Consider the following 12,457-nt stretch of genomic DNA (forward strand, 5'->3'; position numbering starts at 1 on the left):
TCACACCTATGCGTTCCAAGGTCTGAGAAAGCGGCGCGTATCGTGGGTGCTGATCCAGCACAAACCCCCGCGAAATCCCCCGAGGACAGCCCCCCTTGATCGACGTGACCACGTGGACTGCGCACGCCAGCCGCGAGCCCTCCGAGCAGTTCCTCGCGGCGATGGACAGGCGCTGGCGAGACGGGCTGGAATGCCCCGCGACCCGCTGCGAATGGAGCGTGGGGCGACTGCACTCGCTGGCGCTGCTCCACCTGGATCGCGCGGCGCACAAGCGGCGCCTGCGCGCGATCTACGTCACCGCGGGCATGTGCGACGAGGGTGACCACGGCTTCACGCCGATGTCGGACCTCGTGCCCGGGGACATGTACGGACCCGAGGCCGTGCGCGTGGTCCACACCGGGGACGCATCCCCGCTCGCGGCGGCCATCGCCGCGGCGAAGGATGACCCCTACACCGTCGCCGCCACGGTCATCACGGAGGCGCAGTTCGTCTCCGTCGACACGTACGACGACCACTCGGCGTCGCTCCTCAACCCCGCGACGCACGGCGCGGTGATTCCGTTCATCTACGCCCCTGCGGACGAGAGCGCGGACGACGCGTACGACCGCGAGGACCTGCTCCGCGCGAACGGCTTCTCCACGTACACCATCGACGTGTCCGCTCTGGGCGACGACCCGATCGACGCGCACCGGCACCTCGCCGGTCTCCTCGAGGACGTCTTCGACGAGATCGCGCACCTCAAGGCGGACTCTGCCGGCCGCGTCATGTCGGTGAGCCCGCTGTGGCCCATGGTCGTCGTGCGCGCACCGGCTGAGTGGGAGCCGTGCGTCGATGGCCGCGTCGACGTCCGCGAGCACACGCAGTCCTGAACGCGGCGCCCTGGCGCGCGTCTACCCTTGACGGGTGGCTCATCTCCTCGGCGCGCAGGCGCTGCACCTCGACTTCGGCACCGGCACCGTCCTCGATGAGGTGACGGTGGGCCTCGATGACGGCGACCGCATCGGCATCGTCGGTGCCAACGGCGCGGGGAAGTCATCGCTTCTGAAGGTGCTCGCCGGCCGTCTCGAGCCGCACGGTGGCCAGGTCACCGTGGCGCGGGGCACGCGCATCGGCGTCCTCGACCAGTCCGATCACGTCGACGGCTCGCTCACCGTGCGTGAGGCCATCGTCGGCACGGCCGACGATCACGAGTGGGCCTCGGACCCGCGCATCCGCGACGTCATGTCCGGCCTGGTGCCGGACCTGGCGGCCGATGCGGTGGTCGGCTCGCTCTCGGGCGGCCAGCAGCGACGGGTCGCCCTCGCGCACGTCCTGGTCGAGGACCACGACGCCGTCTTCCTCGACGAGCCCACCAACCACCTGGACGTCGAGGGCGTCGCGTGGCTGGCCGATCACCTCAAGCGCCGCTGGGCGCGCGGCCGCGGAGCCCTCGCGGTCGTCACTCACGATCGCTGGTTCCTCGACGCGGTCACCGAGCGCACCTGGGAGGTGGTGAACGGTGGTGTCGAGCAGTACGAGGGCGGCTACGCCGCGTATGTGCTGCAACGCGTCGAGCGCGACCGCATCGCCGCGGCCACCGAGGCCAAGCGCCAAAACCTCATGCGCAAGGAGCTCGCGTGGCTCCAGCGCGGTGCCCCCGCGCGCACCTCGAAGCCCAAATTCCGGATCGACGCCGCCAACGCGCTGATCGCGGACGTGCCGCCCGTCCGCGACCAGATCCAGCTCACCCGCATGGCCACCGCGCGCCTGGGCAAGGACGTCGTGGAGCTCATCCGCTGCTCGGTCCGTTACCCCGGCGCTCCGGCCGACACCCTCACCGACGTGAGCTGGAACATCGGCCCCGGCGACCGCATCGGCCTCCTCGGAGAGAACGGCGCCGGCAAGTCGACGCTGCTGCGCCTCATCACGGGCGATCAGGAGCCCACCAGCGGCCGGGTGAAGACCGGCATGACGGTGCGCGTCGCGACGCTGTCGCAGCAGCTCGCCGAGCTCGACGAGCACGTCGGCGAGCGCGTCTCGGGCGTGGTCAAGCGCTTCCGCTCGATCGAGCTCGCCGACGGCCAGGAGCTGACGCCCACCCAGCTGCTCGAGCGCCTGGGCTTCACGAGCGCCCAGCTCAAGACCCAGGTCGGCAGGCTCTCCGGCGGCCAGCGCCGGCGGCTCCAGCTGCTGCTCGTGCTCCTCAGCGAGCCCAACGTGCTGGTCCTGGACGAGCCCACCAACGACCTCGACACCGACATCCTCGCCGCGATGGAGGACCTCCTGGACTCGTGGCCGGGAACGCTGGTGGTCGTGAGCCACGACCGCTACCTCATGGAGCGGGTGACGGATCAGCAGTACGCAGTGCTGGACGGCGGCATCCGCCACCTGCCCGGCGGCGTCGACGAGTACGTGAAGCTGTCGCGTGACCGTCGCGCCGCCACTGGCGGCGTCGGGACGTTCGGCACCCAGGCAAGCGCCGTATCGGCCCTCCCGTCCGACAGTTTGAACCAATCCGCGGGCGACACGCCGGGGTCGACCCCCGGATCAGAGCCTGGCGCCGGAGTGTCAGGGCCGGGATTGGTTCAAACTTTCAGCGGGGCGGAGCGGCGGGCGCTCGAGAAGGAACTGCAGTCGGTCGAGCGGCGGATGGCGAAGGTCCAGGAACTCACCGAGGGACTGCATCACGAGATGCTGATGCACGACCAGACCGACTTCGCCGGGCTCGCAGCGCTCACCAAGCAGACGCGCGACCTCGAGGATGAGACCGCGCAGCTCGAGGAGCGCTGGCTCGAACTCAGCGAACAGCTGGGCTAGCCGGACGCGGGCAGCTGCGACGCGAGCCCGGCGATGGTCACGTCGATCATCGCGCGGTAGGCCTGCTCGCGCATGCGCCCAGCATCCTCACCGCCGCGCGCGAAGGGCAGCATGAAGGTGTCCCTCATGTCGCGAAGCTCCTCGGCATCGGTGACGAGAGCATCAAACTCTTCCATCATGCTCGCGTGGTCGCGCGGGCCATCACCTTCATGCCGCAGCCGATCGTCTCCCACGGAGATCGTGAGCATCGCGGTGTTGAGCAGCGCAACATAGGCGAACGAGACACGGTCGCCGAACCCTCCACGCTTCAGGACTCCTAGACCTCGGGCGAGCGTCGGGATCATCGACGGCACGGTGGGCCCGTGCATGAGTGTCCACTTGGCCACACCCGGGACGCCGGTCACGAGCGGGTAGAGGCCCCACAGCAGATCCCGAAACCACTGCTCCCAATCGTCCGAGGGCTCGGGGACGTCAATGTCCGTGAGCACACGCTCGACCACGCGCCGGCACACCTCATCCTTGCCGCCCACATGATGGTAGATGACCGACGGCGCGACTCCCAGGCGGCCGGCGAGACCGCGCAGCGACCACGCGAGCAGGTGCGACTCACAGGACAGCTCCCATGCCGCGTCCACCACAGCTTTCGCGCTCAGGCCTGCGTGGAAGGATGCGGATGTGGTCGGTGTGCTCACGGCTTCTCCCTCTCACCCTTGACTGTTAGAACACTGTTCACACTACAATGCGGGAATGGTTATCAGTCCAACAAGCAAACGGAGGGTCGTCCGGTGACCAGCCCCGCCCCCGACCGCACCTCCACTCCGGCGGCAACCGATGACGAAGGATTCTTCGCCCCGGTCCGCGGGAGCATCGGCACGATCATCGCGCTCAGCGCCATCGGGGCGATCTCCAGCGTGGTGCCGTTCATCGCGATCGTGGAACTTGCCCGGACACTGCTGCCGGCGCTCGACGGCGACCCCATCGATACAAGCCGAGTGTGGACCACCGTCGGTATCGCCGTCGCGGCGCTGTTCGTGAGCGTCGGAGCGGCATTCGGGTCCGGCCTGGTCAGCCACTACGCGGATGCGGAACTGCAGTTCAGCCTCAGGCGCCGGATCGTGCGTCACCTGCAGCGTCTGCCGCTGGGCTGGTTCGATCACCGCAGCTCAGGAACCGCCCGCAAGCTGGTCGAGAACGACGTCAGTGCGCTGCACCAGCTGGTGGCTCACTCGATCCACGACGTCGTCACCGCCGTCACGGTACCGGTCGTCAGCATCGCGTACTTGTTCGTGGTGCAGTGGCAGCTCGCCGTTGCAGCGCTCGTGCCGCTCGTGATCGCCATGGTGCTCTACGGGCTCATGATGCGCGACACGGCAGAGAAGTACCAGCTGTATGACGAGGCCGCTCACGCGCTGTCGGGAGCCACAGTCGAGTTTGTGCATGGCATTGCGGTGGTCAAGCGCTTTGGGCAGATCGGGCGCAGCCACCGCAGGTATCGCGACGAGACGAAGACCTACGCCAGATTCGTGGACAACTGGACCCGCGAGACTGCCGTGATGTTCACGGTCGTCGAGGTCGTCACCTCGCCGGTGATCGTACTGCTGTGGCTGCTGGCCGTCGGCGTATGGCTCGTGAACTCCGGCACGGCGGCGATCGACGTGCTTCCGGGCCTGATTCTAGGACTCGGCCTCACCGCTCCCCTCATGAGGATGGGAGCCTCTGCTCAGTTCCTGCGCAATGCCTCGAAGGCGCAGGAGACTCTCAAGGACTTCTTCGCGATCCCGGAGGTGTCCCAGCCTGCGACTCCGCTGACCCCGTCCTCGCACGGCATCGAGCTCGACGGAGTGTCGTTCGGGTATGAGGCTGGCCACCGTGTGCTGCACGAGATCTCTGCCATGTGCGCACCGGGCACCGTGATCGCACTCGTGGGCGCCTCGGGTTCGGGCAAGTCCACTCTCGCCAAGCTCGTGCCCCGCTTCTACGACCTCGACGAAGGCCGCGTGGCAATCGGAGACGTGGATGTGCGCGATGTGGCCTCAAAGGAGTTGTACCGCGACATCGGATTCGTCTTCCAGGACGTGCAGCTGCTCCGCGCGAGCCTGCGCGACAACATCCGGCTGAGCCGCCCGAGCGCCTCCGATGCCGAGGTCGAGGAGGCGGCGCGAGCTGCCCAGATCCACGAACGCATCCTCCGCTTCCCGCACGGCTACGACGCCGTGGTGGGTGAGGACGCGCACTTGTCGGGCGGAGAGGCGCAACGAGTCACGATCGCGCGAGCGCTCATCGCCGACGCCCCGGTGCTCGTCCTCGACGAGGCGACGGCGTTCGCGGACCCGGACTCCGAGGCATCGATCCAGAGGGCGCTGTCGAATCTCGCCGACGAGCGCACGGTCCTGGTGATCGCGCACCGGCTCCACACCATCGTCAATGCGGATCAGATCCTGGTGCTTCACGAGGGCCGCGTAGTCGAGCGCGGCACCCACGAGGAACTCGTTGTGCAGGGCGGTCGCTTCGCTCGCATGTGGGACGACTACCAGGCCAATCATGCGCGCTCGATGCCGGAAGGGGTCGAAGGATGATCCGACGCATGCTCCGCTACTGCTCCGACCACGCCCGTCGGCTGGTGATGATCGAGCTCGTCTTCATCGTCATGGCTGCCGTGCTTCAGGGCGTGGCGTTCCTGTTCCTGGTCCCGCTGCTGCGGGACCTGTTCTCCGGCGATCTCGGCGGCGCACGCACGTGGCTGCTGGTCGAGGCCGTCGTCGCGGTCGCCTACGTCGTCGCCGCGTGGACTGCGAGCCAGGTGGGCATGCGCGCGAGCACCGCGGTGCTCGAGTCACTGCTTGAGCGTTTGGGCGATCGCCTCGTGGAACTGCCGGTCTCGTGGTTCTCCAAGGACCGCTCCGGCATGGCGGCGGGCATCGCCACGCAAGGCGCCATGTTCGTCTCCTCGGCACCCTATGCGGTGCTGCGGCCTGTGCTCACTGGCTTCGTGACGCCTGCAACGGTGCTGGTGGGGATGTACTTTCTCGACTGGAGGCTGGCACTCGCGATGACTGCCATGGTGCCGATCCTCGTACTGGGCTACCGATGGATCAGCAACGCTGTCGCGCGCGCCGACGCCGTCCACTCCGAGGCGGTGGCCGACGCGTCGAGCAGGGTCATCGAGTTCGCGAGGGTCCAGCCCACGCTCCGGACCGCGGGCAAGGGATCGGCGGCCGACACCCTGGTTGACGAGGCTCTCCACCGCCAGCACCAGGCATACCGAGGGATGCTGGCCAGCGGCGGCGTGGGCATCGCGACCTTTGCGGGCATCGTCCAGCTGTCGATCACCGTCGTGCTCGTCGTGGGTGCGTACCTTGCCGTGGGCGGGTCCGTCGACGTGGCAACGCTCATCGGACTGCTGGTGCTGGGCGTGCGATTCAACGAACCGATCATCAACGCAGGCGACTTGGGCGGCGGCATCGCCGTCGCCCGCACGACACTGGACCAGCTCGACGCGCTCGCAGCGGTCGCCGACCTTCCGGAGCCTTCCGCGCCGCGAGAGCCCGCCGACTGGGGTGTTCGCTTCGACGATGTCACCTTCGGCTACGGCGGCGACGCGGTGCTGAGCAGCCTGTCGTTCTCAGCGCGCTCCGGCGAGATGACGGCGATCGTCGGCCCGTCGGGCTCGGGCAAGACCACGATCACCAAGCTCATTGCCCGCTTCTATGACCCGGAGGCAGGCGCGGTGTTGATCGGCGGCGTGCCGGTGCCGGAGCTCGGCACGGCAACCGTCGAGGCTGCGGTGGCGCCGGTCTTCCAGGACGTCTACCTCTTCGACGACACGATCCTCAACAACATCTGGCTGGGCAACCCGGATCTCACACGCGAACAGGTCATCGAGGCCGCTACGCGGGCGCGCGTGGACGAGATCGCCGAGCGCCTGCCTGGCGGCTGGGATGCCCGGGTCGGCGAGGGCGGCTCAAGCCTGTCCGGCGGCGAGCGCCAGCGGGTGTCGATCGCCCGCGCCCTCCTCAAGGATGCACCCATCGTGCTCCTCGACGAGGCGACCTCGGCGCTCGACATCGGCAACGAGATCGCGATCGGACAGGCGATCGATCATGCTCGCGAGGGCCGCACGATGATCGTCGTCGCGCACCGCCTGCAGACAATCATGACGGCCGACCAGATCGTCATGCTCGACGGCGCGGGCGGCATCCGCGAGGCCGGCACTCATACCGAACTGCTGGCGGCGAACGGCACCTACGCCCGCTACTGGAACGAACGCGTCGCTGCCGCCGGATGGCAGCTCACCCGACCGGACTGATCCCCCGCCTCGCCGGTCCGAGGCACCCACCCACTCTCGAGAACAGAAAGTCCCCTCATGAGCGAATCCCCCACCTCCGCCGCCGCGAGCGCCCCGGCCTCACCCTCCGAGCGCTCTCCGCTGTCGTTCAGTTTCACGGCCCGCGACATCGTCACCATCGCGATCTTCGCCGTGCTGTACGTCGTCGTCGTCTTCGCGATCGGGATGGTCGGCGTCATCAGTCCACTCGTGATGGTGCTGACGCTCCCCCTCGTGCCCGTCGTGGGCGGCATCCCGTACATGCTGTTCCTCACCCGCGTCCGCCATGCGGGCATGGTCACCGTGTTCGGCGTCGTCTTCGGGCTCACGACCATGGCATGGGGCCACCCGTGGCAGAGCGCGCTCGTGATCGTGGCGGTGTCGCTCCTCGCGGAGGTCGTGATCGTCGCGGGCCGCTACCGGTCGAAGTGGTCCGCCATCTGGGCCTACACGATCTTCTCCGCCTGGATGATCGGGCCCTGGATCCCGCTGCTCCTCGACCGCGAGGCATACCTCGAGGCACAGGGAGCCGCCGGATTGGGAAGCGACTACGTCGAGCAGATGGACGCACTGCTGTCGGCTCCCGTGGTCCTGATGCTGTGGTTCGCGTGCATCGTCTGCGGCTTCCTGGGGGGCCTGTTGGGCACCGCGGTCCTACGCAAGCACTTTGTCCGCGCTGGCCTCGCCTGACGTCGCGGCTCCCGTCGGCGCCGTGGCGCGGCGGGGGCTCGACCCGCGCTCCAGGATCCTGCTGGTGCTGGTCGTCAGCGTCGCGGTGATGAGCCCGTCGGGTCTTGTCTTCGTCCCGGCCGGGATCGTGCTGGCCGTAGCGCTCGCCGCGTCCGAGCCCTCCTGGTCGCGGGTCGCGGTGCTGCTCGCATCGGCGGCGATCATGTACGCGCTGGGGTGGATCCTTCCCGTGGTGTGGCCCAACGGCCTGACCGCCACCATCGGCATCGCGTGCGGCTACCTCATCCGGTTCGTCGCCGCCTTCGGCGTGGGGGCGCACCTCGTCGCGACGACATCGCCCACGCGGCTCAGCGCCGGCCTGCGCGCGTGGCGTATCCCGCGAGCGATCGCGGTCACGTTGGCCGTGATGCTGCGCTTCTTTCCGGTGGTCGCATCCACCTCGGCGGCAGTGCTCGACGCCATGCGGCTTCGCGGGCTCGTCGGCGCGCGAGGCTTCGTGCGCCATCCCGTGCTCAGCATCGAACGCTTCACGGTCCCGATGATCGCCGCGAGCCTGCGGGCGAGCGAGGATCTCTCGGCGTCAACGATTCTGCGCGGACTCGGGTCCCGCCGGACGCCCGTCACGCTCGACCCGCCGCGGTTCGGATGGCCCGACGCTGCTCTGGCGCTAGCCGTCGCTGCGCTCGCGGCGATCAGCATGGTCCTGCCCAGCCCGCTCGCCGAGGGAATCCCATGATCGAGATCGGCGGAGTGACGTGGACCTACCCCCATGCCGACCACCCTGCCCTGCGCGGACTCGACCTGAGCATCGCCCGCGGGGAGCTCGTCGCGCTGTGCGGAGCGTCGGGCTCGGGCAAGTCGACGGCACTGCGCCTCATCAACGGCCTCGTGCCCCACTTCCACGACGACGGCGTGCTCACCGGGACCGTGACGGTCGACGGCGTCGTCACGACCGACGTGGAGCTCGATGCACTGGGTTCCATCACCGGCACGGTGCTCCAGCATCCCGGGCGGCAGTTCTTCACCGACTCGGTTCGCGAGGAGACGGCATTCGCGATGGAGAACCTCGGGTTCGCCCGTGAGCTCACCAGGGACAGGGTCGACCGGACCGTGGCGCGGCTCGCGACCTGGATGCCGCCGGACCAGCCCTTGCGCCATCTGTCGGGCGGCCAACAGCAGCAAGTCGCCATCGCCTCTGCAACCGCGCACGAGCCGAGGGTCGTGCTGCTGGATGAGCCCAGTTCGAACCTGTCGCCCGACGCCGTGGCTCGACTCATCGGCGCGCTCGGCCAGCTCAAGTCGGCAGGGGTGACCATCGTCGTCGCCGAGCACCGCCTGCGATACCTCGAAGGCCTGGTCGACCGCGTCATCGTCATGCGGGATGGGGCCGTCGACGCCGTCTGGTCGGCGGCTGAGTTTCGTGGAGTGTCCGACGCGGACCTGGCCCGAGAAGGCCTGCGTGGCGAGGTCCGCTCGGCCGACCTGCCGAGCGCTCCCGCGACCGGCCCGAGCATCGAGGCGGGCACGGGCGCCGGTGAGGTGCCGGCCGGTGAGGTACCAGCAGGCGCGCTCGAGCTTGACGCGGTGAGGTGTCACCTGGGAGGGCGCACCGTGCTGGACATCTCTCGCGCGGTGCTGCGCGCGGGCGAGGTGACCGCGATCCGGGGTCGCAACGGCGCAGGAAAGTCCACGCTCGCGCGCGTCATCACCGGACTCCAGCGCAGTTCCGGTGTCGTCGGACTGGACGGTCGCGAATTGAGCCGCGGGGCACGTCAACGCGCATCGGCGATCGTGATGCAGGACGTGCAGCGTCAGCTCTTCACCGAGAGCGTGGAGGCGGAGATCAGGCTCGCGTGCACCGATGCCGCAGGCGACCTCGACACGTCGGCTGTCCTCGCGTCGCTCGATCTCGACGCCCTAGCGCAACGCCACCCGCTGTCGCTGTCGGGCGGCCAGCAGCAGCGCCTGGTCGTGGCCGCCGCCAGGGTCGCGGGGCGTCGCATCGTCGTCTTCGACGAGCCGAGCTCGGGAGTGGACCGTCGACACCTCCAGTCGATCTCCAACGAGATCAGACGGGTGGCCGCCGACGGCGCGGTGGTCATTCTCATCAGCCACGATGACGACCTGCTGGCGCTGGCCGCCGACCGCGGAATCACGCTCGTCTCTCCCGGCGAGCTCCAGGCGACGCCCAGCGCCGCGACGACCGATGCCCAGACCATGAAGGAGACCCGATGACCAACCCCACGCCCGTCGATCCGCCTCCGGGAGCCCAGGCCGCGCAGACGCAGGTCAGGCTCGTGCTTGGAGCGGTGTTCCTCGTCTACCTCGCGCAGATGACTCTGAATCCGATCATCGCGCCACTCGCGCGAGAGGTCGGTCTCGCTGAGTGGCAGGTAGGCGTCACCATCAGCACGGCCGCGTTGACGCTCGTGCTGACGAGCCAGTACTGGGGCAGGCGCTCGCAGTCACACGGACGCAAGCCGGTCCTGGTCGCTGCGTTCGCCGTCGCGACGACTGTCATGGCAGCGTTCGCGCTGGTGGCGTGGCTCGGCATGACCGGCGCCGTGACGGGCGCGGCGCTGTTCGGCGCCTTCCTGCTCCTGCGAGGGCTCGGGTTCGGCGCTGCGATCTCGGCGGTCGCGCCCACCGCGCAGGCGTACATCGCGGATGTCACCGAGGACGAGGCCGCGCGAGTCAAGGGCATGGCCGGCGTAGGCGCCGTTCAGGGCATGGCCCTGATCGGCGGCGCGATCGTGGGCGGCGCGCTCGCGGCACTGGGGCTCATGGCGCCGTTGGTCGCGGTCCCCGTGCTGCTGGCGGCGAGCATGGCACTGCTCATCGCCCGGCTGCGGAAGGAGCCTCGTCACACGCTGATTCCCTCGCCGGCACAGGTGCGGCCGTTCGACAGCCGCGTCTGGCCGTTCCTGCTGGCGGGCTTCGGCATGTTCACCGCGTTGGGCTTCATCCAGGTGCTGATCGGCTTCCTCGTGCAGGACCGACTGGGGCTCGGCTCATCGGCGACCGGCGTCGTCAGCGGGGGCGCGCTGCTCGCAGCCGGCATCGGACTGATCGTCGCTCAGGCCGTGATCGTGCCGCGGAGCGGATGGAGCCCACCCACGCTTCTGCGGGTAGGCAGCGTGGTCGCCCTCGCTGGGTTCGGCATCCTCATTCCCGATGCGGGAGCTGTCCCCCTGATCGGCGCGATCCTCGTCATCGGCGTGGGCCTCGGCATCGCGATGCCCGGCTACACCGCAGGGCCGACGCTGCTGGTGCGCCGCGACGAGCAGGGCGGTCTCGCTGGGCTCATCAACGCGACCAATGGGCTCACGTTCGTGGTCGCTCCCACGGCCGGCACCGCGCTGTATGGGCTCGCGCCAGCGCTACCGATCATCGCGGGAGCGGCCATGATGGCGCTCGTGGCGCTGTTCGTGCTGGTGCATCCGCGGTTCCGATCACGGGCGCTCGCGGCGCCCGTCACCCCCGCTTGAGCGCGTCCGCCAGCTTCATGCGCCCTCCAGTGTTGAGCACCGCGCCGGCGTAGACGCGGCCCGCGACCCACGTCAGGAGCGGGATCGTCACGAGGCAGATGGTCACGGCCAGCAGCGTCTCCGCGGTCGTGATGGCACCGAACGCCGATCGCATGGGCACCATGAACGGCGCGAAGAACGGGATCTGGGTGAGCACCTGCGTCACCGTGCCGTCGGGATTGGACGGCACCAGGTAGATCGCCAGGTACAGCGGCACCATCATGAGCAGCATCATGGGCGTCGTCACCGCCCCGATGTCCTCTTGGCGCGACACCAGCGCGGCAAGGCCACCGAAGAAGACGATGAACACGGCGAAGCCCAGCAGGAACCACACGCCGAACTTCACCAGCAGCGGGCCCGCCTCGAGGTTGAGCGTCGCAAAGAGGTCCAGATACCAGGCTGCAAAGATGATCGGGCCCACCATCGAGGCGGCCTGCACAAGCGCGTACATCCCCACGCCCAGCACCTTGCCGCCCAGCAGCGTCGCGGGCCGGACGGTCGCCAGCAGGATCTCGACCACGCGCGAGGACTTCTCCTCGACCACGCCCATCATGATCACCGAGGCACTCTGGATGAGGATGATGAACAGCATCACGATCACCACGAGACCCGCGAAGAACGTGCCGCTGTCGAAGTCGTCGCTGTCGCCCACCATCACGACGGTCGGCACCGCCGCGTCGAGGGCACCGCTGACCGCTGCGGGGTCTCCACCCAGCGCGGTCACCTCGGTCTCCAGCGCCAGCGCGCGAGTGGCGTCGTCGACGAGCCCGACCAACGTCCCATCCCCGCCGCCGAGGTACAGTTCCGGCGCAGTCGCAGTCCCAGCGATCATGGCCGTGACGCCCTCGGGCATCTCGCCGTCGGCGCCCGGCACGACCACCTCCGCCTCCTCGATCACGTAGTCGAGCTCCTGCGCGGCGGCCACGCCTTCGAGATACGGCACGAGCTCCGCCGTGGCCGGATCCACCTGGACCACGGCCGCCTCATCGTCGCTCGACAGGATGGGCTTGAGGATCACCGCGGCGCCCACGATCAGCACGATCATGATCGCGCTGGAGATGATGTTCGCCTTGGACAACGTGCGCGTGCGGAACTCGCGATGAGCGATCAGCCACAGCAT

General features: G+C 68.9%; 10 protein-coding genes. 8 read left to right on the top strand and 2 right to left on the bottom strand.

Going from position 1 to position 12,457, the window contains the following annotated elements:
* Positions 1 to 104 precede the first annotated feature (104 nt).
* On the top strand, positions 105 to 869 hold the full coding sequence (locus tag QZ483_RS00335) for a hypothetical protein (RefSeq protein ID WP_297080947.1): 765 nt from the start codon (positions 105 to 107) through the stop codon (positions 867 to 869).
* Between the two features lie 34 nt (positions 870 to 903).
* Positions 904 to 2,796: an ABC-F family ATP-binding cassette domain-containing protein gene (locus QZ483_RS00340; protein WP_297080882.1), complete on the top strand. Its 1,893-nt coding sequence runs from the start codon at positions 904 to 906 to the stop codon at positions 2,794 to 2,796.
* On the opposite strand, the gene QZ483_RS00345 is transcribed toward QZ483_RS00340, so the two are convergent.
* Entirely contained in the window at positions 2,793 to 3,488 is a 696-nt protein-coding gene (locus tag QZ483_RS00345) for a TetR/AcrR family transcriptional regulator (protein WP_297080884.1), read from the bottom strand. The genes QZ483_RS00340 and QZ483_RS00345 overlap by 4 nt on opposite strands.
* A 93-nt stretch (positions 3,489 to 3,581) precedes the next feature.
* On the opposite strand from QZ483_RS00345, the gene QZ483_RS00350 reads away from it, so the two are divergent.
* The 6 genes from QZ483_RS00350 to QZ483_RS00375 are packed head-to-tail and all read left to right on the top strand — an operon-like array spanning position 3,582 to position 11,298.
* Positions 3,582 to 5,372 (top strand): ABC transporter ATP-binding protein, encoded by a 1,791-nt coding sequence (locus tag QZ483_RS00350; RefSeq protein ID WP_297080885.1) that lies wholly within the window; start codon positions 3,582 to 3,584, stop codon positions 5,370 to 5,372.
* A gap of 8 nt (positions 5,373 to 5,380) precedes the next feature.
* Complete coding sequence (locus tag QZ483_RS00355) at positions 5,381 to 7,102, top strand: ABC transporter ATP-binding protein (protein ID WP_297080887.1); 1,722 nt, start codon at positions 5,381 to 5,383, stop codon at positions 7,100 to 7,102.
* Positions 7,103 to 7,159: 57 nt separating this feature from the next.
* Complete coding sequence (locus tag QZ483_RS00360; RefSeq protein WP_297080889.1) at positions 7,160 to 7,810, top strand: MptD family putative ECF transporter S component; 651 nt, start codon at positions 7,160 to 7,162, stop codon at positions 7,808 to 7,810.
* Positions 7,788 to 8,546, top strand: a complete 759-nt coding sequence (locus QZ483_RS00365; RefSeq protein WP_297080891.1) for an energy-coupling factor transporter transmembrane protein EcfT — start codon at positions 7,788 to 7,790, stop codon at positions 8,544 to 8,546. The genes QZ483_RS00360 and QZ483_RS00365 overlap by 23 nt, the downstream gene beginning before the upstream one ends.
* Entirely contained in the window at positions 8,543 to 10,045 is a 1,503-nt protein-coding gene (locus QZ483_RS00370; protein ID WP_297080892.1) for an ATP-binding cassette domain-containing protein, read from the top strand. Before QZ483_RS00365 ends, QZ483_RS00370 begins: the two co-directional genes overlap by 4 nt.
* The gene (locus tag QZ483_RS00375; RefSeq protein ID WP_297080895.1) at positions 10,042 to 11,298 is read left to right on the top strand and encodes an MFS transporter; all 1,257 of its coding nucleotides are present in this window, start codon (positions 10,042 to 10,044) and stop codon (positions 11,296 to 11,298) included. The genes QZ483_RS00370 and QZ483_RS00375 overlap by 4 nt, the downstream gene beginning before the upstream one ends.
* Here the strand turns inward: QZ483_RS00375 and QZ483_RS00380 are convergent.
* Positions 11,285 to 12,457, bottom strand: a complete 1,173-nt coding sequence (locus QZ483_RS00380; protein WP_297080949.1) for an ABC transporter permease — start codon at positions 12,455 to 12,457, stop codon at positions 11,285 to 11,287. The two genes, QZ483_RS00375 and QZ483_RS00380, sit on opposite strands and share 14 nt — an antisense overlap.

The organism is uncultured Demequina sp., assembly GCF_913055775.1.
Classification (GTDB): Bacteria; Actinomycetota; Actinomycetes; order Actinomycetales; family Demequinaceae; genus Demequina.